This is a genomic window from Sphingobacterium kyonggiense, from assembly GCF_039536825.1.
Classification (GTDB): domain Bacteria; phylum Bacteroidota; class Bacteroidia; order Sphingobacteriales; family Sphingobacteriaceae; genus Sphingobacterium; species Sphingobacterium kyonggiense.
In genome coordinates this window covers 560,356-586,536 of the sequence record NZ_BAAAZI010000006.1, presented here as the reverse complement: position 1 = coordinate 586,536, position 26,181 = coordinate 560,356, and the positions used below count along the sequence as shown (strand labels likewise).

25 protein-coding genes are annotated in these 26,181 nt (G+C 35.2%); all 25 read right to left on the bottom strand.

The window, feature by feature from the left end:
• Nucleotides 1-20 precede the first annotated feature (20 nt).
• The 25 genes from ABD676_RS07445 to ABD676_RS07325 all read right to left on the bottom strand — a co-directional run bounded on the left by ABD676_RS07445 (nucleotide 21) and on the right by ABD676_RS07325 (nucleotide 26,177).
• Nucleotides 21-2,348 (bottom strand): SGNH/GDSL hydrolase family protein, encoded by a 2,328-nt coding sequence (locus ABD676_RS07445; protein WP_344673970.1) that lies wholly within the window; start codon nucleotides 2,346-2,348, stop codon nucleotides 21-23.
• Between the two features lie 19 nt (nucleotides 2,349-2,367).
• Nucleotides 2,368-3,435: a hypothetical protein gene (locus ABD676_RS07440; protein ID WP_344673969.1), complete on the bottom strand. Its 1,068-nt coding sequence runs from the start codon at nucleotides 3,433-3,435 to the stop codon at nucleotides 2,368-2,370.
• Nucleotides 3,436-3,438: 3 nt separating this feature from the next.
• A complete protein-coding gene (locus ABD676_RS07435; RefSeq protein WP_344673968.1) occupies nucleotides 3,439-4,086 on the bottom strand; it encodes a DUF6808 domain-containing protein in 648 nt (215 codons plus the stop codon).
• A 50-nt stretch (nucleotides 4,087-4,136) separates the two neighbouring features.
• Nucleotides 4,137-4,466 carry a hypothetical protein gene (locus tag ABD676_RS07430; RefSeq protein ID WP_344673967.1) on the bottom strand — a complete coding sequence of 110 codons (330 nt, stop codon included), beginning with the start codon at nucleotides 4,464-4,466 and terminating at the stop codon, nucleotides 4,137-4,139.
• 43 nt (nucleotides 4,467-4,509) lie between these two features.
• The gene (locus ABD676_RS07425) at nucleotides 4,510-6,441 is read right to left on the bottom strand and encodes a hypothetical protein (protein WP_344673966.1); all 1,932 of its coding nucleotides are present in this window, start codon (nucleotides 6,439-6,441) and stop codon (nucleotides 4,510-4,512) included.
• 2 nt (nucleotides 6,442-6,443) lie between these two features.
• On the bottom strand, nucleotides 6,444-10,682 hold the full coding sequence (locus tag ABD676_RS07420) for a phage tail tape measure protein (protein ID WP_344673965.1): 4,239 nt from the start codon (nucleotides 10,680-10,682) through the stop codon (nucleotides 6,444-6,446).
• Nucleotides 10,675-11,067: a hypothetical protein gene (locus tag ABD676_RS07415; protein WP_344673964.1), complete on the bottom strand. Its 393-nt coding sequence runs from the start codon at nucleotides 11,065-11,067 to the stop codon at nucleotides 10,675-10,677. Before ABD676_RS07415 ends, ABD676_RS07420 begins: the two co-directional genes overlap by 8 nt.
• A 407-nt stretch (nucleotides 11,068-11,474) precedes the next feature.
• A complete protein-coding gene (locus tag ABD676_RS07410; protein WP_344673963.1) occupies nucleotides 11,475-12,380 on the bottom strand; it encodes a hypothetical protein in 906 nt (301 codons plus the stop codon).
• A 44-nt stretch (nucleotides 12,381-12,424) separates the two neighbouring features.
• Complete coding sequence (locus ABD676_RS07405) at nucleotides 12,425-12,757, bottom strand: hypothetical protein (protein ID WP_344673962.1); 333 nt, start codon at nucleotides 12,755-12,757, stop codon at nucleotides 12,425-12,427.
• A 15-nt stretch (nucleotides 12,758-12,772) separates the two neighbouring features.
• A complete protein-coding gene (locus tag ABD676_RS07400; protein ID WP_344673961.1) occupies nucleotides 12,773-13,207 on the bottom strand; it encodes a hypothetical protein in 435 nt (144 codons plus the stop codon).
• A complete protein-coding gene (locus ABD676_RS07395) occupies nucleotides 13,204-14,064 on the bottom strand; it encodes a hypothetical protein (RefSeq protein WP_344673960.1) in 861 nt (286 codons plus the stop codon). Before ABD676_RS07395 ends, ABD676_RS07400 begins: the two co-directional genes overlap by 4 nt.
• A 3-nt stretch (nucleotides 14,065-14,067) precedes the next feature.
• Nucleotides 14,068-15,009, bottom strand: coding sequence for a DUF6712 family protein (locus ABD676_RS07390; RefSeq protein ID WP_344673959.1), 942 nt, complete (start codon nucleotides 15,007-15,009; stop codon nucleotides 14,068-14,070).
• A 5-nt stretch (nucleotides 15,010-15,014) separates the two neighbouring features.
• Nucleotides 15,015-16,385 carry a hypothetical protein gene (locus tag ABD676_RS07385; RefSeq protein WP_344673958.1) on the bottom strand — a complete coding sequence of 457 codons (1,371 nt, stop codon included), beginning with the start codon at nucleotides 16,383-16,385 and terminating at the stop codon, nucleotides 15,015-15,017.
• Nucleotides 16,382-16,660 (bottom strand): hypothetical protein, encoded by a 279-nt coding sequence (locus tag ABD676_RS07380; protein ID WP_344673957.1) that lies wholly within the window; start codon nucleotides 16,658-16,660, stop codon nucleotides 16,382-16,384. The genes ABD676_RS07385 and ABD676_RS07380 overlap by 4 nt, the downstream gene beginning before the upstream one ends.
• A gap of 63 nt (nucleotides 16,661-16,723) precedes the next feature.
• Entirely contained in the window at nucleotides 16,724-17,122 is a 399-nt protein-coding gene (locus ABD676_RS07375) for a hypothetical protein (RefSeq protein ID WP_344673956.1), read from the bottom strand.
• Entirely contained in the window at nucleotides 17,119-17,658 is a 540-nt protein-coding gene (locus ABD676_RS07370) for a hypothetical protein (protein WP_344673955.1), read from the bottom strand. Before ABD676_RS07370 ends, ABD676_RS07375 begins: the two co-directional genes overlap by 4 nt.
• Nucleotides 17,642-18,253: a hypothetical protein gene (locus tag ABD676_RS07365; RefSeq protein ID WP_344673954.1), complete on the bottom strand. Its 612-nt coding sequence runs from the start codon at nucleotides 18,251-18,253 to the stop codon at nucleotides 17,642-17,644. The genes ABD676_RS07370 and ABD676_RS07365 overlap by 17 nt, the downstream gene beginning before the upstream one ends.
• Before the next feature lie 61 nt (nucleotides 18,254-18,314).
• On the bottom strand, nucleotides 18,315-20,069 hold the full coding sequence (locus ABD676_RS07360) for a hypothetical protein (RefSeq protein WP_344673953.1): 1,755 nt from the start codon (nucleotides 20,067-20,069) through the stop codon (nucleotides 18,315-18,317).
• The gene (locus ABD676_RS07355) at nucleotides 20,069-21,025 is read right to left on the bottom strand and encodes a hypothetical protein (RefSeq protein ID WP_344673952.1); all 957 of its coding nucleotides are present in this window, start codon (nucleotides 21,023-21,025) and stop codon (nucleotides 20,069-20,071) included. The genes ABD676_RS07360 and ABD676_RS07355 overlap by 1 nt, the downstream gene beginning before the upstream one ends.
• Before the next feature lie 49 nt (nucleotides 21,026-21,074).
• Nucleotides 21,075-21,710, bottom strand: a complete 636-nt coding sequence (locus ABD676_RS07350) for a hypothetical protein (RefSeq protein WP_344673951.1) — start codon at nucleotides 21,708-21,710, stop codon at nucleotides 21,075-21,077.
• A gap of 35 nt (nucleotides 21,711-21,745) precedes the next feature.
• Nucleotides 21,746-22,444 (bottom strand): hypothetical protein, encoded by a 699-nt coding sequence (locus tag ABD676_RS07345; protein WP_344673950.1) that lies wholly within the window; start codon nucleotides 22,442-22,444, stop codon nucleotides 21,746-21,748.
• A 26-nt stretch (nucleotides 22,445-22,470) separates the two neighbouring features.
• Nucleotides 22,471-22,932, bottom strand: coding sequence for a D-Ala-D-Ala carboxypeptidase family metallohydrolase (locus ABD676_RS07340; protein WP_344673949.1), 462 nt, complete (start codon nucleotides 22,930-22,932; stop codon nucleotides 22,471-22,473).
• Nucleotides 22,916-23,974 carry a hypothetical protein gene (locus tag ABD676_RS07335; protein ID WP_344673948.1) on the bottom strand — a complete coding sequence of 353 codons (1,059 nt, stop codon included), beginning with the start codon at nucleotides 23,972-23,974 and terminating at the stop codon, nucleotides 22,916-22,918. The genes ABD676_RS07340 and ABD676_RS07335 overlap by 17 nt, the downstream gene beginning before the upstream one ends.
• Before the next feature lie 58 nt (nucleotides 23,975-24,032).
• Entirely contained in the window at nucleotides 24,033-24,578 is a 546-nt protein-coding gene (locus ABD676_RS07330) for a hypothetical protein (RefSeq protein ID WP_344673947.1), read from the bottom strand.
• A gap of 81 nt (nucleotides 24,579-24,659) precedes the next feature.
• The gene (locus ABD676_RS07325; protein ID WP_344673946.1) at nucleotides 24,660-26,177 is read right to left on the bottom strand and encodes a hypothetical protein; all 1,518 of its coding nucleotides are present in this window, start codon (nucleotides 26,175-26,177) and stop codon (nucleotides 24,660-24,662) included.
• Between the last annotated feature and the right edge of the window lie 4 nt (nucleotides 26,178-26,181).

Genomic DNA, 26,181 nt, shown 5'->3' with positions numbered 1-26,181 from the left:
TTATAAAAGAAATTACGACATCAAGATTGTATTAAATTTCTAATTAATTTAAATTTAGAAACCCATAAGGGCGAGGTGAGCAAATATCCGTTATTATTCAAATGTAGTCCATCACTTGTGAACTGCGATAGGTTAATCATATTGATTCCACTTTCTGAAAATTGGTCGATAAATTTCCATGACAAATAATTGCATACATTTTTTAGTGCGCTAGTATAATCGGCTAAAGTATGCCCCTTGGTATTTATAGTCCATGAATTATAATCATTATTACGGTGTGTAGCATTACTTGCAATAACCAATGCTTTTGGGTTTAAAGAATAAATTTTATTGTAGAATGCCCGAAGCGCACCATAGTATTTGGTAACATCTGGATTAGAGGACGCATCAATAAAGTCAATCTTGAAATCTCCGATAGGAATATTTCTTTTAAAATCATTGGTCATTGTGTCTAATGTATAAATGTCACCAATTGGCATTGTTGCTAAACGTGTTGGGTCTAAAAGCGAGTTCTCATCTGTCGTTGTTTGCCTTGCTAAAGAGTAACCCGCCCAACAATAATTATAGTCTGCTTTAAACTGTACTTCTTCTTTAATTCTGAACTGATTCCCTTTTAATGTAATGTTATCTGGGAGCGCCCATATAGAATGACCACACCAAACTACTTCCATGTTGGTTAGATTATGTTTGCCGTCGGGCATCGCACTAACGTAATCAGCAACTTGCTTTGCCGTTACAGCTTCCTCCGTGTTTAGTGGATCAAACGATGTTGCTTTTATTGCTGGATATAAATCTTGTGTTACTCCATCTTTTTGAAGTACTATTTTTACTGCAACAGTAGTTCTTGAACACGCACGTATTGAACCATTTTCGGGTACAACTGATAAATCAATTTCATGGTCTGTCCAAGTTTTTGTTAATCCGCCCTGCAATAATGAACCTCCTTTACTCCCATCTGATTTATACCAATAAACTTGTTGAGTGCTTGAGCCCCCGCTTGCCCCACCAGTATAGAACATTTTTTGCGCTCCATTTTTTTGGAACAAATCAGTACTTCCCCATCCCGTAACCGTGGGGCTATAATCACCCGCAAGGCTTATGTTACCTCCTAATAAATCATCAACACTATCCGCAATTATTTCCTCTATAAATGTTTGTTTTGACAATGACAAGCCTCTTAACTCTCTTTTCCAAACCTCTGAACCGAAAAACGGAACATCAGAAGGCAGGGCGGGTGAAATAGCTTCAAAAAGTGAATTATCGTAAGATACTTTTGACCCTATATTATATTCCTTTGCTTCCCATGGTGAAAACCCTTTGCTTCCATTGGTTTTCAAATAATCAGCGACTTGAAAAGCGGTAACACCATCCTCGTTGTTGTTTTCATCAAATTCACTTGCTTTTGCCATAGGTTGCTTGTCCACTATCAAACCATCCTTTTTAAGGATTAATTTTGATTCATATACATCTCTAAAGCAGGCTCTGATAAAACCATCTGAAGGAACCGAACTTAAATCAATTTCCCTATCTGTTATTTGAGTGCTACTATTATCAACCAAAGTTGATAACATGGACTTATCAGATTTGTAAGCAACTAAAAGTCTTGCCGAAACATTGGTCGAACCTCGTCCAGAATAAATTATTTTTTGCCAATCCGATTTTGAAATGAAATCTGTTGTTTTCCATCCAGTGCTTGCTGCAAAAGTCCCAACATTATTAAGATAGCCTTGAAACGTTAGGTTCACAAGGTCTGCCATATCCTTTACAACTTCTAAAGTGGCAGATTCCATAGAAGATAGGTTTAGCCCTCGAATCTTTCGTGTAAACTTTTCGGGATTCGTGGATGGACTTTCTCCTGTTGTAGCTGTCTGTCCTGCATTGACTTCATATATAGCATCACCATTAAAGAAAATTTGATCGCCTGCAGCATAGCCGCTTGGTTTGGTTGGCTTGAACTGCTCTATAGTCTTACCGTTTAGTCCATTATCACCCTTTTTTAAAGGCCCCATGTCCAATAACGACCAAGCAGTTCCGTTCCAAAAGAAATAATATCTATTTTCCGATGTCACGATATAGTTGGCACCATCGAAACTATAATATCCTGGTTGAGGTTCAAATTTTCTTTTTTGTCCAGCTGGAGGTAAAGGCAAAGCAGTTGGAGCTTCCAAAGTGCCAGGTTCAGGTGGATCAATCAGTTCTGCTCCATTTATATCCAATTTGGATTGCATCCAACTTAATACCTTTGGGAAAGATGCTTCACGGTATTTATCCTCATGAGGTTCCTTGCCTATGATTTTAGCGTTTTCAAAATCCGTTATTTCCGCTAATTGATTGATATTAGGATCCATTGTAATAAAATATTAAGGTTTAGGTAATGTTTAAATGATATGGTGCTAGACCTATCTCCGGAAAATAACCATCAATATTTGCCAATCGAAAAACAAAAGAATAGCTGTTCAATTTTCCAATGCTATGGTCGATCTTATTTTCGGATGTAACTATGGGAACAAGGGTACCATTATGTAAAAAGTATTTCTTTCTGGATGCAATGAAATCCAGGTACTGTCTATGATCTTCCTCAGTGGCCATGAAGCCTGTACTCTTTTCAAATTCCAATTTATGATCATAATCGAACTCGACTTCTTTATCCTGGACAATGGCCGTGGATCGGTTGTCTATATTCCTTATGATGTTTTCACCGTTTATGACTAAGCAGTCCCATCCTCCAAGACGATTTAAATAAAGAAAAATATCTGATTGATAGTTATAGGTTCCATCGTAATAAAACCGCTTATAACCATGAATAAGATCATCTTGAGAATCCACCGTAAAAACATCGAAATATTGAAACTCACCAGCAAGTAGTTGCATTACTTTTTGAGGATTCAAGTTGACAGATTGCAGCTTATTTGCCAGCATATTTCCTGCACTGATCACTTTCTCCTCACCATTGCTCATTTTAGCCTTTATTTTTACGGTTACGGCTTTTGAAGGCAAGGCAGTCAGGTATAAGGGTTGATTCAGATAAACCTTAGAAATTGAAGGTAAAAGGTTCAGCCAATAGTTTCTGAAGTAATGTTCAATATCGAATGGTTGAACCCTCAAAAAACCGGAGATAACTTGATAATCGCGAATGATCGTATATCCAACTTCACTGACTGTAATCCGAAAAGATTTAAAGGCATCTTCATGGATGGTTATCAAATCGGAATATTGAGGCATATTGTTTTCCAAATAGAATCCCAATATATCCTTCAGCTTGATCACTATCTTATTGTCCGGAGTGACATCATATTTTTCCGAGATGATAACATTTGTTTCTCCAAGTGCAATTTCCATCGTTATCTCAGAATGAACACCATCCGTTTGAATGACCAAATCAGGAATACTCCTAGAATAATTTATAGGCTGAGGTTCTTTTACGATCGAAAGCATTTCTTAAAATTGGATTAGGTCATATGAGAAACCAACGGATGCACCCCAAGTAAATCCTTTTGGAGTAATTACTGGACCAACGGTTACACCTAAGCCCCATCGAGGTGATCTAGGAACCTTATTGACATCATATACCTCTGAAATCTGAATCCTAGGATCATAGGCCATAATGGCAGAACGATATTGATATCTGGAAAAAACGTTTTTTCGATATGGAGCATAGGCCTGTGCCAAACGGATCTTAGCAGATGGATAAATGGAATCGGTCAAAAGATTCACCTTGACATCAAACACGGGATCAGGCTTCATGACAAGCCATTCCGTTTTTGTAATCGTATCCTTGATCCGTTCACCCTTGCCCTTTCCTTCTATACTGATAATCTTGGAAGTTAAATGGTCGATTTCTTTTGTGGCCACTTTCAAAGCCTTTGCTAGCGTATCAGCTAATCCTTTGCTGACATATCCATCAGTATTTTTCTTGGTTACAACGGGTGGATAAATATAAGTAACCGTTCCGGCCACTGTATCTCGTATAGTATCCAGGATGACCAACGGTGCTGCATCATTATTTTTGATAGCCTCATCGTACTGATCTTGTAAGGTGGTCCTTTCTTTTTTTTCATCTATCCATGCTAGATGCAGCCATCTCATGGCCACTAAAGCTAATATTAGCAGGAACGTCAAAATTATATTTGTTTTGGTCATGGCATTACCTTGTTTATATCCTTATTAGTTGATTTTCTTAAAATGGAATCATTGGTTTGGGTTTCCTTATCACGCATAAAGTATTCAAACAGACGATTCCTAACCTTATCCAGTTCTAAATCCTTTGCAGCGATTATGGAATCCTTGGACTTAAGAGCATCTTTATCCAATCTCCTTTCATCGATGCAATTATTCCTTTCTGTTTGGATTCTCACCTCTGCCATTGATCCCCAACCAATCAATACCGCTAATAACATCGCAAGCAAGGCCAATTTGGTATTCTTGCCCAGAGCGTTAAAGATTGGTTCGAACAGTTTTAAAAACATGACTAAAATTCGCGGAATTAAGCTTCTAAGTAAAGGACAGGTATTAAGCTTCCAAAAGCTCAAGTGATGCTGCTGAAATATTCTTGATTCCAATGGTGTACTGCACTTTCTTGATAAAGAAATTCCTCCCTAGTACATGCACTTTTTCGGAAAGATCCAGATTCTTTAGGTCTATTGGATTTAGTATGGCAATAGTGTTTACCTGAATTTTATCCTTTTCCATCCAGGTCTTAAAAGATTTATGGTATTTATTGAATAAACCATGTTCACCATCCCATTCCAAGGAAGAAATCAGGGTATTAGAATCATCATAATTGGAGTTTAGGGAAGGGAAATACCTGGTATTCTCATCTTTAATATTACGCATCCCCTTATAGTAGGTCAAAAAGATTTCATTAGGCCTCTGTGTTCTATCAACCCCGATCAATGCAGGAACCTTCCATTCCTTTTGATCTCCGGAGACATACGCAGAATTATCAATATGAACAAAGTAATTACCCGGTATCATTGGTAAAGGCTTAATGGAAGAGGTAATTTCAAAAACTTCAGATTTTTCCTTATCCATCTTCAAATTAAAACCGTCATCCAATAAGGAATAAAAATATTGGATATCATCTACATCTCCATTCAAATATTTTAATCTTACCTTTTCTACTCTCTTGAGGAAAACTTGATTATTGATCTTGAACTTTTCCTCATAAAATCCGTTTCCATCCAAGGTATAAGGTGCCAGCATCATATCATAAACATCATTTACAATTGTTGCATCGGAGACATTGACGGTTATTTCAGAGGCGTTTTTATATCCATAGATATACTGCTTTGCCTTTTCGGTCAAAACTTCAAGTTTGCTAACCTTATTTGACCAATCCTTTACTACGTTGGAATTCAATACCTGATCATTTGTCTTAATCTTCAATTTGCCATTCACAGGAAAAATAGACATACAATATAGGTTCAGGATTTCACGGATAAAGTCATTACATGCCACAGCAGGCAGGAAATCGTTCAATTGTATATATGGAACATCGGGATAAGGATCAGCTGCTGTAGGCCTAGGGTTTGATACCATCGGTGGAAATTGATTATTATATGTAAGATCAGATCCCATTACGTCCGAATATTCTCTTTGCTTCCATTTACTGAAATAGTAAGTAGGTAGTATAAGGTCATATAATTCAATATTCCTAAAAGGATTTGTAAGCAATAATCCACCAAATATCACATCAAATAAATACCCAATTCGGAAAGCCGGAAATATGGATGCATGGCTTTTTGTCAAAATTGTAGGCCTACTTAAATCATATTTTTTTATCAAAAGAAAATTAGCATCGTCTGGATTGTATTGGTTGATGTTTTCAACATCCTGAGATTGAAAGACATTTTTAAGGGTATAATACCCATTCAATCTATACCCTGCAGAATCTACTGGATAATTGATTATCTTATATTTTGTGAAGGGCTGATTTTCAGGCACGATTGACAAAGGTCCGGCCACCATATCTCCCCTAACTCCAGCTGCCAATTGATTTGCCCATTCTTTGTAGGAATAAGCAAAGTTTAATGGGTTATCATAATCAACAGCATTGTATTCCCCAGAGAAATATTGTTTTCCCATATCCAGTGTATTCATCGGTGCCTTTAGGAATTCATTATAATCCAAACCAACAAACTGAAGCTTGATCTTTTCCGAAAAACCCAAGAATACCACATGACCTTTTAAGATCTCCAATCCATTAAAGCGAATACTACATGGTTTTTTCCTGCTAGTCTGAAACTCTTCTCCAGTATAGGACGTAATCCTGTTTGGAAATTTAAAGAGTTCCAAATTCTTTCCCGTTGCAGGAAGTTCGAAATTCAATGAATATGGAGCAGGTATCCGATCTTCCAAAAGAAATGGATTCTCCATAATAATGGGAATCTGAATATCCGAACCCAATTCAACTGGTATATGATTGATTTTGATTTCTAGCATGATTAAAAGTTTCCGTTTTCCTCCAAGTTTTTCAATTCATCCATTTTAGACAGAAAACCATCTTTACCCAATAGGCCTACCTTAACTTCCATTTCATCGATCTTATTACTTAGTTTTTCCATGGTTTCCATATTCTTGAGTAAGAAGATCTCCATGGAATGACTTTCCTGATTGGTCGAGAGTATTGGTCTACCACCATCTAAGCTTCCTCCACTAGCACGACCTTGAACCCGATTTGGCAATGTTCTAGCAATTATTTCCGATATCGTCATGGTATCGATGGTTCCATCACGCTGGGCTTTGTCCAGAACATCAAATAATGGCGCAATTGCAGGATTTGACACAGCATTCGCATTCGCTACCCACTCTTTTCCGTTTTCACCGATAATAACAGTAGGGTTTGAGACATAGCCCCGTTTATTGGGATCTGACTTAGCATTGAACCTCTTACCGTCTTGTGATCTGACAACATCGATCATTCTTCCTCCGGATTCTGCACCTGGTATTTCTGGAAGTGGTGTGGCGGAAATAGTGCCTATCTGTAAAGCACCCATAGCCGCAATGATTGCCATTAATATTGGATTTGGAAATGCAGCGGTTATACCTCTAGCCGTATTGACAATGGCAGACATTAAGGCTACATTCCTTTCTCTTTTTGCCTGATCCCTTGCAACAATTGCCTTCTTACGCTCCATTTCTTTGTCCAAGGCTTCAACATGCTTATTATAATCTTCCTGAGAGATCAAACCCTCATCCAATCGCCTTTTTAGATTATCCTTCTTTTTGTTGTTGACCTGCTCATCCTTTTGTAGTTGTGCATTTTCCTTTGCAGCTACCATGGCATTATATTGTCCCCATATTTGGGTGGCAGCACCTAAAACACCTAAAACACCTTGTATTTTTTCCCTTGAAGTGCCGATATTGTTAAATAGGTTTTCCCAGTCTTGAACGGACATACCCAAAACATCCACTTTCAAGCGTGAATTCTCATCGTTACTAAGTTCGTCTGATTTATCTTGACCGGTTAGTTTTCCAAGTTCTTCCTTTACGGTTCTAAGTCGATCTAAAATGATTTGCTTTTCCTCATCAGAAAGTATCTTATCAGATAAAACTAAACCCTCAAATTCTCCAGAAGATTGGGCTTGTGAAAGAATCGTTATTAACTCATTGAGCTGATTCTTTAATAGATTCTGTTCTTCCAACATCTGTTGGTTCTGAATCATTCTTCTAGCTTGGTTAAGATTGCGGATTTGTGCTAATTCCTGTCCGTTTAGGTATTTTCTTAAGTAATCTTTAGCTTGACTTAAATTTCTAATTGAAGAAAGTTCCTCTTGATGTCTTATCCTTAAATCTGAAACTACATCGCGGTTATTATTGATTCTTGAATCGATTTCTTTGGCAATAGCATTAGCATCAATTTTGGCAAGATTATCCTTATGCTCCTTTTCCAGAATTTCTAACGCCAACAATTGTCGAGCAGTCAAACTTTCTCTTTCAACTCCGAATAATCCTGCTTTTTTAAGACGATCATCATAAGCTGCCTTTTCTGCCTCAGATTCACTTTGTCTTTTTATTAGAACAGAATTAATATAATTACTCTCAGCATCTGCACGTTTCTTTAGTTCCTGATTGGCCGTTTGAGTAACTGTTTTAAGTGATTCACCATATTTGGTATTGATCGCATCTAATTTATCCTGGTAAGTCTTTTGATAACCCGCTAATTCAATAAGCTGCTCTTTATCCAATTCGGATAAATCCTCGCGGAAAAGACCTTTTTGCTGTAATAATTTTTGATGATGTTTTTCCGCTTCATCTAATTCCTTTTGATAAGCAGTCTTTTTAGCAGAATTAGATCCTTCATTTTCAACTCTGTTTCCAGTAGGATTAAGGTCAATTTTATATTGATTTTGTAATTGCTCAATTTCTACGTATTTCTTTTTTAAATTGTTTTTATATAAATCGATAACTCCATTTGTTTCTCTTTCAATTTTTTGAAAATCGTTCAAGAACATTTCCATTGGTCTACCTAGTCCAATCAATCCTTTTACATAATATCCAGCTTTATCCAAAAATGGCAGTCCTTCAAAACCACTGTTAAGTCTTTTTTCATTATCAGCCTTCCTTCTTAATTCCTCCTTTAATAATTCTTCCTCCATTCTAGCTTCAGCTCGTAAAAGGATTGCCTTTGCATGATTTTTTATTGCAGTAGTAGCTTCACCAGCTAAAATCTGTTCATCTGTATAATCTTTCAGAACATCAGGCATAATTTTTCTGAGATTCTCAATAGCTTTTCTTTTTTCATCTATTGAATTCTTTGAATTTTGAATCTCTTTAAGGTTCTCTTTAATTGCCGATGTTTCTAGCTCTGTTTCCGCTTTTGCATCTATATTAACTTGGTTTAGTTTCTTTTGGGATTCCGTGTATTTATCAATTTTATTTGAACCAATAACCAAATAGGAAATCAGGCCTACCAAGGCAGCAGCTACCAAACCATATGGATTAGCGAGCATTCTAAGATTTAATAATTGCTGAGCAGCTGCAGTTCTAGTTATCTGACCTGTCAACAATCTATAAGCAATAACAGCAGATTTTAAGATAATTTCCTTTGCTACCATTAACCCGGTATTGATTGCAGTCCATTTTGCAGCTATTTGCATCGCCGTATAATATGCTATTATTGCAATGGTTAGAGAGGATATTACTCTGAAATTATTGGAAATGAAGTTAACAGAGGTTTTTAGAATATTAATAAACATTCCAAACAAGCTTAAACCTGTCGTCATTGCCGGCCATAGCTTTTCTCCAAGTTCAATCCATAAGTCTTTGACTCGTTTTTTAGCCATATCCAACTTTGCAGCAGCTGTCTCGTTCTTGATGTTATATTCCTTGGTAATGGAATCCCCTTCCACCATAGCTTGATTTGCCAAATTCATAGAGGATTTCAGAACATCTACGTTATTTGCCAAAGAACCTAAAACACCTATTACCCTTCCTCCATCTTCTCCCAGATCACCAAGGGTTGCTGCTAATTCATTTATACCATTTGCATTATCCTTAACACCAGAAAGCACTTTGGTAAATGCACCCATGAAATCATTTTCAAGAAGCTTTTTGAAATCGGTCAGCTTCATTCCTGCATACTTGCTGTAGGTCTCAGCATCAGATGCCATATTAACAAAGAGCTTATTTAAAGCAGTTGAAGACACCTCTTCTGTTTGCCCTAACTGATCGAGTGCAGCACCTAATCCCAAAATCTGATCGATGGATATTTTAGCCAATGGAGCAACTCCGGACATACGTCGAGCGAACTCAACCATATACCCTTCGTTTGCAGTAGATGCCATTCCCAACTCATTAATGGCAGAACCCACTTTTAGGAAGGCATCCTCCGTACCATATAGATCCTTCAGCTTAAAGATGTCCACCAACTTTCCAATATGGTTAACGGTTTCCTCTACATTACCTCCTAAATCTTCATTAAGAGCAACAATGATTTGATTATTGGCTTTTACAAATTCCGTAATATCACCTACTTCACTGTAGCCCAACTTTCCGGCAATTCGCGATAACCCAAGAAGATCCTCCTGAGAAGTTCGGGTTTCAATCTTGGTAAGTTCGGAATTCAATTCCTTTACGGATTCTTTCGTCAAATCCGTTGTTTTCATAACATCAGCCAGGTTATCATCAAAAGCAGCATATTCTTGTATAGCTTTAGTTGATCCTGTCCAGAATGCAATAAGAGAAGCACCACCAGCAACCAAACCGCCTATGTACTGACTTAAATTGCCAGACATCTTAGTCAATACATTTCCGGTCCTTTCAGCACCGTTCTGTAAGTATTGAAGTCTATTGGTAACTGAATCAATTTGTTTGCCGTATGCGTTATATTGTTCTGATCCAGGAATACTGTTATTACGCATTCGATTCAGATCAGACAATTGTTTTTTAAGTTGAGCAATGGTCTTTTGCTCTAGTGAAAGGCTGTTGATTAACTTATCCTGTTCCTCCTTTAGGCTTTTGATTTTACTTTGCTGAGAAGTAATCTCCTTTCCTAATGATTTATATTCAGCTGAATTCTTTTGACCAGCTTTAACCAACTCCAATTGTTGATTCTTTAGTTCCTTTATTTTAAAGTTGGTATCGGTTATTGTTCTACCAAGGTCATTGATGTTCTTCTGGGCATTATTAGCATTTACAACAACATCTAATGCTAGGGTTTCCGCTTTGAGTTTCTTAGCCATTCTGGAACTCTCCTTTCCATTTAGCCTTTATGATATCAATGGTCTCCTGAGTTAATCCATATTGAAGCCTTTGGCCAATGCCAAAGAAGTGTCCCATTGCAAAGCGGTTATAGATTCTTAATCCTTTTCCTTTAGACCGTTTGCTTTGTCCACGATGATTCTTTTTATAACGGTTCCTGATATCTAGAAAACGATTATAAGCAGGTACCTCAACATTTAAAGTTAGATTGGCTCCAGAGCCTTTAACTAGGAACTTACGGTTATTTAATAGATTGCCCGACTTCTTGTTCAATACTTCACTTATAGCAATGCCTTGGTTTCTTTTGAACCGTTTGGCTTCATTGCGCAAAGTAAGCTCAACGAATTTGTATTTGATTGCATCCATGGTTTAAGCTTCGATGAACGAAACTAGGCTATATGACAGGGCATATAAAGGACATGCTTTTTGGTAGGAAAGTAAAAGAATTCAGTAGAAGTACGCTGTATTGATGAAGATTGGTAAGGAAGTAATTATTGATAAACTGAAAGTGCCTTAGCGGTATCACTAAGGCACTTTAATTTGGGGGCTGTCATATATCTCGTAGCTGTCTATTGAGTGCAATTGCACTTTTGTGGCAGGGCGGGCCGGGCAGAAAATTGTGAATGCAAATAAAAGGTGTTGAACTTTGTGTTTATATAGCTGAAAATCAACACTTATCTCAACTTTTATTTTAATTTTTGGCCTTATTTTTAAACTTTATCTTAGATTTTTGGAATTAGGCAAAAGGTTTTTATAAAGAGCAATAAAACTCTTTAGCTATTATTGAAATATTTCCAAAATTGATATTTTCTTGGTTCATTAATTTGAACTATTGGTTGAAAATCATTAATAGTATCTATACAATTGCTAAATGTATTTTGAATATTATTTAAATCTGATATTACATTTGAGATGTTAAACTGAACCACTAATAAATAATCTGATGCAGATCGTACTAATTTGTAAAATTCATTTGAAAAATAATCTGGGTCAGTTTTATGATCTAAAAAATTTATTAAATCGATTATATTTTGGTATTTAGTATTTAAATCTACACCATTTTTCATCATTAATCGCACAAAATTAGTATTCTTATTCCAGTAACTAAACCCTGGCCCTGCATTGATGTCTGGATAAAGATTCATTTTGTCTTTACAAAATAACATGATTTCTTTTTCTACCTCATATAGATTTTTAAGCATTAATAGGTTTTCTTCATTGTTCTTTTGGATAATCAAATTGTGAAATTCCTTTAAGTTGTTTACTAATACTAGATTTTTCTCATAATTAGAATATAATTGAATTGAATTATTATTGGAATTTTTAAAAAACAACTCAACTATAGTGTTAAAAGGAATTGATAAAATATCTTCAATGTTTTTGAAGAACAGATTTCTTTTATTGATAATATTATTATCAATATTAATTTCAATTAAATAACCATCAATATCACGTATACCTAAATTTAAATCAGCAATAATTTGAGTATTCTTAAAAAAAACAGCCTCTCTTAAATTATACCTTTCTAATAATTTTTTATAATATTCATTCCAAGAAGTAAATAAAAATATAACAAAAGGAATGGCAATTCCACAAATAATTGGAATAATATAATCCTTAAATACATCTAAGATGTTTTGATTATCTACATAATAAGTGTCTAAAAATAGAAATTCCATATAAAATAGTTTGGCGACATCCAATATAATAAAAAAGCCAAGAATTAAACCTGGCTTTTATCTTTCTTATAGAATATCTGAACATCGTCAGCAAGTATGCTTGCAATTAATTCTCCATTATCCTTTTCTTTGATCTGGAGTACCTCTCCTTCTTTCAGCAGCTTTGTGCTCCGACCATATATATAGAGTTGTTTTAAGAGGTTTTCTGGGTTCTCATTAACCTTCAGGAATTCCAAGTAGGTGTAAAATATCCCAAATGAAGTTGTTTCCAATAACTTGTTTTGTTTCAATTTATCGATTAAAACGAATGGGTTCAGTACCTTTCCAATTGTTAGTGGCTGTATTTTTACTTTTCCGAGCTTTTTTAATAATCCCATATTCAAATATAACTTTTAACATTCAACAACTAAAGACCATCCCAAATAACCTCCAAAAATATTGTATTGAGGTTCTATCGAAACCGATTCTACATCAATATTTGGAAATAGCTCACAATACTTACCAGAATGATCTTCATTGCCAAACAAATAGTCTTGTAATTTAAATATGGCATCTTGTGTATCGCTGTATTGCTTTTGTTCGTTTTTCTCCGATGCACCTTCATTCTGTTTGCTGACCATAAAGAAAAGTAATTCATGCTTTATTAGTTCATTGTCTCTTTCACCTGTGAAATTATAGTTAGGATATACAGCAACTAATCGAATATTCGCTTTATCCTTTAATTTCTTTGTTGCTTGTTCCTCTGTACTAACAACGATATGTCCATCAATATGGATTGCATCGACAATGTTCTGACAGATTTCGTGAAAACTATTTACTGTGATCATGGCTGTTTAGGTTGTTCCTGCTGCTTTTTCAACAAGAAGATTAATATATCATATAAAGAGGTCGCACCGGTGCCTTTAGCATCTCCAAACACGCCAGATTCGGCTATATCCATTAATACACCTTTCCATCCTAGGTGAATTTTATTCTTTCCAGTATTACTGTTAGATGCTTCTGGAAATAATGCTTTGAAGTTTACTTCCAGTCCATCAATAACTAAGTCTTGACTTTGCAGACATTTGATGCAATAGGAGAACCAAACAGCTATTAATTGCTTTCTCCAGGTCAACTCTGATTTGAATATGTCTGAATTAATAGAATTCGGATTATATGCAATCCGAATACCTTGATTATCCAATGGTCTGTAGATAATGGATAAAAATTGATTGAGGGTGTTTTCAGATTCCTCAAAATCATCTTTCTGATCATAATATAAATTCAACAAAGAAAGGGCATCGTTAAATTCTGAAAATGATAAATCGGACAACAAGGCTTTTGGTCCATGGTATTTACTAAGCAATACCGGAAAGAAATTATTTACGGTCTCAAAGCTCAATTGATAATTGCCAATTTCGTTTTTCTCAAATACCCAGCTACACAGTTCAGAAGATAATGCAAAAATTCTTTCGTTTATGGATTTATTCAATCCTAGCTTTTGCCTAATGATATAGCTGATGCCTGTTTTTATTCCAGTAAAATATTTAAAAATAATCGACTGAAAAACCTCCATATCCAATTCACCACTAATCAATCGCATTGCATGTTTAAGAATAAATTCAGCCTGTTCATTTGAACAATCATCCCATTCCGATGGAATTAAAATTGATTGTTCTATAGATGGAATTTCTATTGAATGCATAGTTTATGTACTCGCAAATTTTTCTTTAGGATCATTTTTTGGCAATAGCTGATATTCCAATGCTCCTGGAACATCTTTGTTTCTTTCACGCTTGATTCGGTCGATGAAAACAAATGAATCTTCTTCTAATCGGTTGCTGAAATATTTTAATTCTGCTATATCTGCAGGTCTATAGGCATTGGCAGTTTGCGATTCTGACTTAATCGCTTTTACTATTCCTGATGGAATTACTTTAGCATTCAATCTCCTTACAGCCAATGCAATTGTTGCTAAGGCTATAGCTGATCTAACCAGGTCTAAAAGGACCTTTTGCTGATCATTTATGGTGTTATTCTGAAAAGCAGTTAGAAGAGGCTCATAATCTGATCCTAAAGCAGCCTTAATTTTAGTAACCTGTACTTCCTTAATTAATGGAACTGCTGTATAGAAGAAGGTAGCAGAGTGATCAATGGGATAATAATTTCCAAAAACATCAGTATTATTGATAAATAGACTTTTAGTAGCTTTTTTCTGAACAGAATCATTCCATTGGGGAAAATTGGATTTATCCAAAAAGTTAATCAATCGATCCGTTGCACGTTGAGCTTTCAATAAGTGTGCAGCATCATCTCGATCAAGCATCCATTCCCAAGGAAGCTTTTCGTTATCTGAATCGACCTTTACTTTCCTGGTTGAATCATCATGGGATACAATATTGCTTTGGTAATGCCTAAAAGTGGCCATTACTGCAATAGGAAGTTGCACGTGCTTTAATAGTTCCAATTCAGAAGGTGTTGGACTTTCATTCAACGCATAAACTTCTGCCAGCTGAATGATACCATCACCTACCAATTCAGCAAGTTGTTCCTTTTCTAATTCAATCTCCATTGCAATGCGTTCAAAATCATTTGTCGCATACCAGGAACCAGTTAATTTGCGCAATTGCTCGCTATCCTTAATGATCATAATTTTTATACTTGTTCGGTAAAACGTTTAGAAGGAGAAACTTCATCTTCTCGCATCATTGCCTTTCTGGAGAATCCCATTTTTATCTCAGTTCCCGGCCAATTGATTTCAATAGCTGTATTAATGGCTTCGAAAATAATACGCTCTGGGATATTCACATCTGTAAGAATATGGAACTTTGCGGCATACAGTTGCTGAGAACCACCGGAAAAAGAATTGTTGGTTACTAAATTTGCCAAAGAAGGATTTAACCCCATTCCAGAGGTAGCAGCTGAATCTGCCTTTTCAGATACTTTCACTTGTGCTTCAATGAAATCCTTTATTTTCTGGTCAATAGGTTCTATTTTCCATTGACATAAATTTCCTTCATGATCATAGAAATCAACCGTTTCAATGAATTTCCCTGCATTTTCTTTTCCTGCCAGGGCATTTGCAATTGACCTAAATAATTGATCTTTGATATCTCTCAAACGGGCATCAATTTGTGCATCCGTTTCGCTGGAAAAGGTTTCTTCCAACTTTTGTTTTTTATCATCCCAATAACCCTTTGGAGAATGTATATGAAATGCAGCTGCTATTCCATTATCAGTTAAATATTTGATGATATCCGGAATCTCCGATGCAGTAGACAACCAATTCAAAGTTCCATAATAAGATGGTACTGGATAAAATGATCGCGAAAAACTATATAGATTACTATACATCATGGTCACTTTATCCTTAAATGGATCTCTTTTATCAAAAGTTGGAAAAGCGGTAATCCCAGAACGCATGCAGTCGTTTTCGAAATCTCCAACAAAAATAGACTTGACATTTTCCAATCTCTTTTCAGGATGATCAGGCCATCCCAATCTAGCCCAGGTATTAAGCACCGGTTCCAGTTTAACTATTTTCCCTTGACCACCTATACGAGTAGCACGATTCCTATATAAACGGGTGTAGAAACCTTCCACGTACATAAATTCAGTGGTTACAATTTCTATATATCGATCAGCATCCCATGATTTTAACCATGCTTCAATTTCAGCGTGCCTTACAGGTTTACGAATTATTTTTTCGTTTTCCTCATCCAAATAATCCTTATATAAAAATGGACCATCACCATACTGAAGACCTATTTTTCTTTTTAAAATACCGGGGCCAATGTTAGATCTATCCATGATCTTCCTGATGATAGTAGGAAGATTATTGTTATGGCCATTGGAAACTATTCTTTTACCCATTACAATTGCTGGATCAGTCTCCCATGAATTATTTGCTGCGAATAATGTTGAATTCCAAGATTCATCACGCTGACTACTCATGGATATGGTGTAGACTGATCCATCAGGAAGATGGAACGCTTTAGAATTATTAGTTATTTCCTGTGTTTTCATTCACTTGCAAATTTTAGGCTGGTACCATTAAAAGATAGAAGGCAGCATTGCCAAAATCTTTTGGCTTCTCCGGTGTTTATATCCACATATTCTTCCAAAAGTTGCGCGTACTGATTATGTTCAACCTTTCCACGAGGCTTCAAGCGAGCATTTTTCACTTCAGCGATTCCCTTAGTCTCATTTCGGGATAAGGAATAGGTCATAAAAGTAAAGCTGAATGATTTCCCTTCTTTGGAAAGCTTTCTCATTTCAGCAATGGCTTCGAATATGGTCATAAAAAAACACCTTTGATTTTTATCAAAGGTGTCAGTATTTTGGATGTATATAAAGGACAATAACTATTTTATATCCAATTTAATTCCTGTTGCCAGTAAAGGAATGTTTTTTAATTGATAAGTTATTTGTGCAAAAGTAAAGTCGTCAGTTAGAAATGATTGCGCTTTGTGTCTATGTGTATGATTTTTTAAGTCTTTATCATAAGGTTTTTTGGCTCTAACAATAACAAATAGCCTATCGCATTCTAATTTAGTTTCCAAATCTAGAAATGAATTATTATTATACAAGGGCTTTTTCGGTAATAATTCCTTTTTTATTGTTGCTTCACTATTTCTAGAGCATTTATATGTGAATACTTTACCTATATTTTTTAAATTGAGAAAAGTACCAGGAACAATTTTACGAGAGATGATTTCAGCTGAGAAACACTCAATACAATTATTATTGTGAACTAATTTCATTTCTCAATCCGTTTAGCTGAACCCTCAATACAAGTTGTGTGTTTACTGTTTCCAAAATTTTTAATAACAAATGAATTTTCAATTGAAAAAATTTCAGTTAAATCTTCCTCATTAAATTCCTCATCAATCTCATCAATTATTTTCAATAAAGCTGAAAGATGCTCTAGGTCTTTAATTTTAAAATCAGCATTAATTAAATATTTTGATTCATTTACTTCAAGTTCTTTATTGAACTCTTCTGAATCAATTAATTCATGAGAGAACTCATACATTAAATTTAAATACCTTTTTTGTTTTAGTAAGTTTTTAATTGCAGTAATAAGAAACGATTCTTTAATTGAATAATCCTTAATAATATTTAAAGTTAAATCAGATCTATCTGTAATTTTACCCTGAAAATATTCAATATTATTATTTAGATGAATTGCTAAAAAATAACTGGAATCATTAATTATATAGCCAGCATTTTTATAAGCGTCATATCCTGATACAGATGTGTCGTCAAATTGAATTTTTTTTCTAATAATTTCTTTCATAATCGTTTAATATTCCAACTGTAATGTTTTCATATTTTAAAGCGTTTGATAACTCTTTAATTAAATCTCCCTTGGAAAAATGAAAATTAAAATTAAAATCTAAAGCGTCCATTTCTTCTTCTTCTTCTTCTATTTTCTGAAGTTTTAAAGGTTTTATGTTTAATGAAAGTCTATAATCTTCAAAATCTTTACTGACATAATAACCATAAGTAGTTTCATTTCCATCGAAATGTTTGTTTAACACATTATTTTCGAAGTAAAAGAATTTTTTATATTGGTTGAAATCATCTAAAATAAGTGCACGTTTAAAATTAAAACCAAAAGCTTTAATATCACTGTTTTTAAAAATTTTTGTAATTTTTTCTCCTTCTTTGATAAGTTTATCATCTTTAAAATTTAGAGATACTTTATTTTTCTCTATTTCAAATAATAATTTTTCAGTTACAATTAAAGCATAGTCAGGACTAAAAATTGACTCATCTAAAAATTCACCATCTTCAACTAGTCCGCTTTTAATCATAAAAAGCTTATCGAAAGTAGCAGGTTTAAAATTACCTAAAATAACTATGTTGTTATTTAATATAGCTTTTTCCATATAGTAAATGTAACTATTTATATTATACAAAGTTTGCAAATGTATGAAATTAAATTTCATTTTAAATCACGGAAGAGTCTTGAATACCGGAACTTGACTTGATCTTAACTAAATTCCTCCATTCACGCCTCATCATCAAATATTTGAAACTATCTGATGCATTAGTTGATTCTTGCAACAAACGAGCTATTGGAAGCTTTTCTGATGATTTATCCTTTGTGACTACTGTAGACCCTGCTTTATTTATGACAATTTTAGTTCTTGCCCCTTCTAATGAAGCTTTAAGATATTTTGCTTCAAAAATATCTATACATACATCTGGAAGCTTTTTATTAGATCCTGAGAAAAGTTCCTGCATAAATACATATTCCTCAGCTTGACCTATATTTCCCTGGTTCCTGGACATCAATATTACTCTCCAACCTGATCTTGTTTTTTGATCATCGTTGAATTCGATGGCATTTTTAAAGGCTAAAGCTAAATCTACTTTGGCATCCTTGTAGCTATTGGCTGCCCGATCATAATAGACATGAATTACCTTTTCTTCTTGTGGCGCAAAATATTCTTTGAATTCATTGGCCAGTTTGGGTATCCAATCCGGAGAAAGAATATGCATAAATTTCAGAATGCGATACTTATTATCGGACTTTGGCTGACCAATGCACATGGATATCATATTTCCAAAGTCTAATCCAACCTCAATGATTTTTTTCCTATTGTGATATCGAAGGATTCTGCAATCTTCTTTTTTGTCCAATCCAAAATAATCATACCATTTAGAATCCTTTCCATCATCATAAAAATGCCTAGAAGCAATATTGGCATAGAAACGTTCACCTGATTCTAAAGTCGATTTTAATGAAAGTACCGATGTTTCCACATCTCCTAAATCCGATTCAATAGCATCTGTAAACCATTCAGGCGTTAGAATATCAATATTGACCAAGGAAGAAGCCACAAAGAATAAAGTTTGTCCATCTTTATGAAGCCTTGTTTGAATCCATCTTTCCTTCCAACGTTCCTCTGTTCTTTGTTTTTTTAAAACCTCTTCACGATCATTTTTTTGCTGATAATAGATTCTTTCTTGGATACATTCGTTATAAACTAATGCTGTTTTCAAAATCCTTAAAACAGCGGATTTCTTCATCTTATTGACCTGTTTTAAAATCCAATCATGTTCACCAATATTTTTGGTATTGGGCATATCCGTTGTAAAAGTATGGCCCCTATAAAACACGGATTCCCCATATTTTACAGCATATCCGCGTACAGCTTTTAATAGGTTAGCTATTTTATGTTCGGGGAAATACTTCACCTCATCCCCTATTACATGAACATAAGACCTGCCTGCTAAGGAAGCTGGTCTATCCAGTGATCCAAATGTTATATTTAGACCTGTAAAGAAAATCATGGTATGCTTGTAGGAAACCAGGCGGTTATAAGGTTTCCAGAAATGCTCTTTAATATTTTGTGGTAGATCTTCTTTTTCAGCTTCTGAAAATTCAGGAGGCTGTTTACCAATGACGAAATGAACTCCTTCTCGCAATCCCTTTCTTTCCAAGCCCTCTAGAACAGATGGAAGCACGTTCTTTTGTAAATTCGAATAAGAATCCGATACCCACACTATGGGTGCTCCAGGTAGATCGTAGATCATCTCAGTTAATCGTTCCACTACAACTTCTGTCGTTTTTGCAGAACCACGCCCCAAAACCATATACAAGTATCTAGGTAAAATTAAGGCAGCAAATTGAGCAACCCAATTTGCAAAAGCATAGGCAATATCTTTTGCAGGTTTAATTTTAGGTCTCCAAGCCATTATTGATCTTTTTTAAATTCAAGTTCAATTCTGTCCAATTTGGCAGGGATGTTCAATGGTTCAATCATGGCATCCTGCTTTAATGAGGATTTAATAGCTTCGGAATGTTCAAGTGCATCAATTTCAGCTGCTAATTCATTACGATTAATTCCAGGAAGCCCAACCATTTCGGCATCCAACGTATATATTTTCACTGGAGGTTGATAGATTTCTTTAGGAAGTTTTTCAAGATCAGGTTTATCCAATTGCTGAAGTGTAGCAGCTTGCTTGATCAGATTTCCGTAAATCTCCCAATCCTTGGACGTTTCAGCATTTTCAGCCACTACATTCGCAGCTTGTTCCAGGCGATCACTAAATTTTGCTCTTAGGGATTTTTTATTGATGTTTCGATCACCAAAAAATAAATTCATGGATTCATCGTACATCCTGCTCGCATCCTGATGTTTGATTTTAAAGTTTTTAACAAAGAAGTCAACTGTAGCCCTTCTACCATACCTGGAATCCATATCCCGTATAAATATCAAGGCATCAATGTATAATTGCTCTTCTGTAGAAATTTTATCTATTGCAATGGATCCACCTGATTGGATATAATTGTTGAGCTTTTCAAGCATGCTCCCATCCTTGAAATTTCCGAAAATATCTAGTTTGGAAATCTTAAACGCGCGAGTTCTTTTAATTTCATAAATGGCCTTTGATGCAGGTACATCACCTTTTTTAGCCAAATTATACAATCCCAATCGTTCATCGGCATCCTGTTTTAATCGACCTGATTCCAATTTTTCAGAAAGAAAAGAATTGGGATCTTCTGCCATTTGCCTAAATATTGTTTTACTAAACCCGAAATAAGATGCTATTTGATCAACAGAGTATCCAAGACCGGAAAGTATCTCCAGCTTTTCAACTTCTTCATCTGATAGGTTAAGGGATGGATGTTTTATTGGCTTATTGTCCATAAAACAAAAATGCCACTAAGATAGTGGCATGGAAAGGACGGAAATTCTATTAAAGAGTTCCTCCTATGAATTTTTGAATATTGTTTAAATGTGATGGAAGATGGTTTAAAAATGCTGCAGCTCCTCCTTTAAAACTCATTTCTATTAATTTTCCTGCTAATTGTTGTTTTACAAACTCTTTTCCAAAAATTCTAGCTTTTTCAGCATCACTGATTAATTGATCTTTGATTTCTTCAACTGAGTTAAATATAACTTCATTTGATGCTTCCTGTCTTGTTTGAAATTCAAAAATTGTATTAGCTAATTTTGAAATTTCGGCTTTTAAGGCTTCAAACTCTTTATTACTAAATATTTCTGTATCAAATTTTACATCCAATTCCTCTAACATTAAAGCAATATGGTCAATTACTAATTGTTTATTCTTATTGAATACCAATTCACTATTTTCATTATATCTTTTTCTTATTTTTTCAAAATCTAAAGATTGAAAATGATGTAGAAACTTTAATAAGCAATATTCTTTTCGGATATCAGTGCTTAAATCTAAAATAAAATCATCAATACGATCGGTGATTGGATTGATATCTTTAGCAAATCCTGCTAATGTTTGTTCCACTAAAATAAAATGAAGATGGGATTGATGTAAAACTTCAATTTTTCTATCTAAAATATCGTTGGTTACCATGCCTTCTATTGGATTAAATCCAATAATAACAAAATTTACTCTAACAATCTATTAACCTCAGCCAATTGTAATTTAAGTTCTTTAACCTTGCTTTGTCTATCCTGGAGCAAATCATTTCTTATTTCTTTTTTGATTTTTGATTCATTTCTCCAGATGGCATGTTCCAAATTCTTCTTTTTCTTGAATAAATCCATCGTAGGAAGATTCCTTAGTATTTTAATTCTCTTAAATTGCTCAAATATGGCATGTTTCCCTAATACTTTGCCTATTCCTTTGTAATGGTTCAATTCCTGGTATATCTCATGATTATTTATGAAATTGGAAACTAAAGTGCCTACAATTACCAATTGATCATTCAATGATCCTGCATCAGTTAATTTGTTATAAAATTGAATACAATTGCTATAAGCAGTGATCTTTTCAGATATCAGAAGCTTTAACTCCGGTGGACATTCAGGATCTGCTAGAAATGGCCAGTCTGATCGGATTTTTCTTTTAGGCTCATCCAGTGAAGTTTTCTGAATTGAATTAGGTTTAATTTCGATATCATAGGGTAATCCAGCTTTTTTTAACAAAGCCATTTTAATGATTCCAAGATGTATTTTAGGATTTTTAGAAACAATCCTTGCTATTGGTTTTGATGGATTTGTATAATCCATAAATAAACGAAGGCCGACCTCATGGTCGGCTCCGCCTAATAACCAATTATGAACAAAGTTTTGGATGTTGATCATCGGTTATTTATTAGTAAAGATGAAATTTAGCCTTTCCAAGCTCTTGTTTTACCTGTATCGATATGTACGAAGGTATTGTACATTCCGATGCCTCCTGTGGTCTTATTTTTCTCTACACAGGATTTCCAAGCTTTAATATTTCCATTAATGGGATAAGTGTCCAGGGCATTTCCCAATAGGTGCTGACTGGAGGTTGCACCATTAACGGATCTATTATAGCTTGGAGAACGATAGCTGCTTGAGATTCCAACTCCCGAACCAAATTCGGTTCTCAATATTTGCACCTCTGCAATGATATTCGCGTTAATACGAGTGAAAGTATCCTTTCTGTTTTTAGACAGGAATTCCTGAAGCCTAAAGTTTTCCGTAATGGGAAAGTTCGGAGAACTAGCATTAAACTCCAGATAATCACCATCCGTTTTGATACCATGCATAGCAGCTGCTGCAAGTATGGCCACAACAAGCCCTCTTTTAGTTGCTGTACTCATAAATAGATGGATTAGGGAAATACATTTCCAAGAAAGGCTTAATCGAAATCAAACCCTTTGCATTACAATTAAGGAACTTTCTAGTTTCAAATACCGTTTTAAGCGTTTCTGTAGGGATATTATCTCTATAAGCAGATGCCAGGATATTATCTGAAATTTCACCACTGACTACAATCGGTCTAGCATCCGGATAGACTTCATTATAATAAAGTGAAACCAATGGATATCCATTCTCCAATGCTTTATACTTCTCAATAATGTCAATCAGTTTTTCTGCATTCAATACCATAGGAGTATGTGTACCGTATCGTATAACTGGAAGATTATTAGCTTTTAAAGCTTTTGAAGCTAAACCATTGTTTTGAGCATAAATACCATCACCCTCAGCGGTCTTATCCAAGTCATCCTTAAATGCCTTTAGAGTTTGAAGATCAGCAAATAGTGTATTACCCAATAAAAAGATATCATCATTTGATAGGATAAATTCACCTTTGATATCTTCAGCTACTAAAGCTGTAAACACCTTGTTAGTAGAATCGGCTTGAGGATTCAGGATTAAGCTCGGTTTTGGACAGTTGCAAACTTCCTTGATTAAATGAGGTTCAACTGGGATTAATGTGATCTCAGGTGAAAACCATTCTTCTTTTTCTCCAACAATAATAACCTTTAGTGGTCCTGTATAATTCTTTTCCCAGGATCGGAGTGCATATTTTAATTCCTCACCTCCATCTCCCGACTTGATATAAGGGATCAACAATACCATTGGATTTTCTTGATCCGGGTTAATTACGGAAAGATCTTCCACCTGATTAACTAAGGTTTTGGAATCAGATACCTCATCATTGGATAATGGTTCACTTTCTATAAGTGAGTATGTTTCATCGGCATTCTTTCTGATCAGATTGGCCTTTAATAAGGAAGTAAGTGTGCCAGTAGCCGATTTTTTTGGCATTTCACAAGCTTCGATAATTGCTGCAACCGAATTCTTATTATCCTTGATCGCAATTAAAACCTTGGATTGATTTTCAGTTAGATTATTCATAAATATGGTTATTAATAAATAAAGGCACGAGCAAGCCCGTGCCAAAAACAATTAGAAATTATAAACCTCCAGAACCGGAACCCACTGTTTCAGGAGCAATGGCAGGCAAAGCCCCGGAATAGAATCCTGCAACGAAGATTCCTCGAATTTTTTGAGCGAAAGTAAATGTCGATTTATTGGCCTCGTTATTACGTTGGTTTTCCAAGGTAAAGAACAATGGATTACATGACCAGCCATGTATCAAAGTAGCTTTACCATCACCACATTCTTCTGTAATGGCAATGAAAGGCTGTCCTAACCACTTCTGTTTGAATTCTTCAATCTCCAAGGAATTACCTGGATGGGTGAATACTAATTTTTGCAAAAATCCTTCTTCATCATCACCACCTTCCTGCGTATCTGCACGGTCGATCGTGGATGAGGTCGCATAGATAGCGATTGCCAATGCACTAGCCTTCATGGTAATGGGGCCAGTAACTTTTACATCCTCTGCACCACGTGCAGGGAATGCCTCAATCTCATCATAGGGAATTAGGATGATACGAGAATTTACGGCTGAAGGTGCACCGCTTTTCTTTTTTAATGAAACTTTTTGATAAGGCATCTTATTTAAGTTTTATAGTTTTCGATTCTGTTAATAAGGGCAGCCTGAACTGCCCTTGGTTTATGGTTGATTAAAATAAGTTTACAAACCTCCAGCACCCGATCCAGTAGTGGTGGTTTTTGGAGAGGTTCCATCAGGATATTTATTGGAAGCCAATAATCCTTGTTGTGCATCCGTATAGGAATCTGGTACATAGGCAAAAACGAACTCTGCAATTTCAAAACCTACACCTAACCAATACTCCCCGAATAAACGAACCTCATAATCTTTTTTCTGAACATCATTAATGACATTCGGAGGTGTACTTTTATTCCGCAATTTCACCATGTTTCCAGGTGTAGTCGCAAAGATGATAGGAGACTTGGACATACCATCTAATGCATGGATTTCCATTTCTACATAATCCACCTCTGCTTCCTTGTTCATGCCTCCAACTACCTTTGACCCTGTTCCATAATGTTTTTCATAGGCACGTTGGTATCTCTTCTTCACGGACTTAGAGCTATAGATTTTTTTGATCTTTAGATCATCATCCACGAAATCAGCAAAGTCCTCTACGAATTTCACTACCTGTTCGTCAGTTGCAGTGGCCCAGTCAATGGACTTAGTGAAGAATTTCATCTTCGTTGCAGGATTTGCTTTTTCTGCAATCAAGATTGTTTCGATTCCATCCATGGAATCTTCTGGAGAACTTGCTGCGTTTGGATCAGTCTTAAGCTTGTATTTACCCTTGAAGACCATGCGTTTTTCAATATCATCCATCAGTTTTGGAAACACCAATTTATTGATGATGTATTTCGTAATCGGCATTTGATCCGGAGAAAGACCTTCATCATACAAATGCAACAAGTAAGTATCCAAAACCTCGGCCGGAACAATTGGATAGTTAATCTTATGACGATAGTTTTTGATCGTCAAAGGTGTAAACTTGGCATTTCCTGCAGGAGTCCATTTCGCATTGAATTGTTGGGAAACCGAATTGATGTGAGCTTGTGTTGCACGATATTCCGTGGTTGCAGGAACGGTACGGAAATGCTCAGCAGAAGTAAAACCATTGAAAATCTGCGTATGGATTTGCAGATTGGTTTGATTTTGACTTAGATAGGTTCCGAATTCAGTTTTTAACTGATCGACTTCTATTGTTGCAGCATCTGCTGAAACAAAGGCTCCAGTTGCCATTGCACCATACACTAAAGCATAGTGAGCAGCTTTTCTCATTACATTCAATACTTTAGGAACACCCGCCTTTCCTTGAAATTCTGTGTTTTCAGATTGTGGGATTCCTTCTGGCTCCTCCGATAATGCAGCAATTAATTTGTCTTTTTTAGCATTATCCTCTAAAGCCACTTTTAATTTCGCTGCTAATTCTGAAGTGGCTTTTTCAGCTTCTGGAGCAATGATTGCTTTCATAGCATCATAAATACCCTTAGAATGTTCTTCAGGATTTTCAGAAGCTAAACCTGCTTCAAACTTTGCTAAGGCAGATTCTCCAAAAAAACCTTTGAGAATCTCTTTTTGTTCAGCACTTAATTTGTTTTCAGCTAATGAGGTTATACCCATTGCTTTAAAAAATACGGCTTTGATTTTATTCCAATTCATTTTT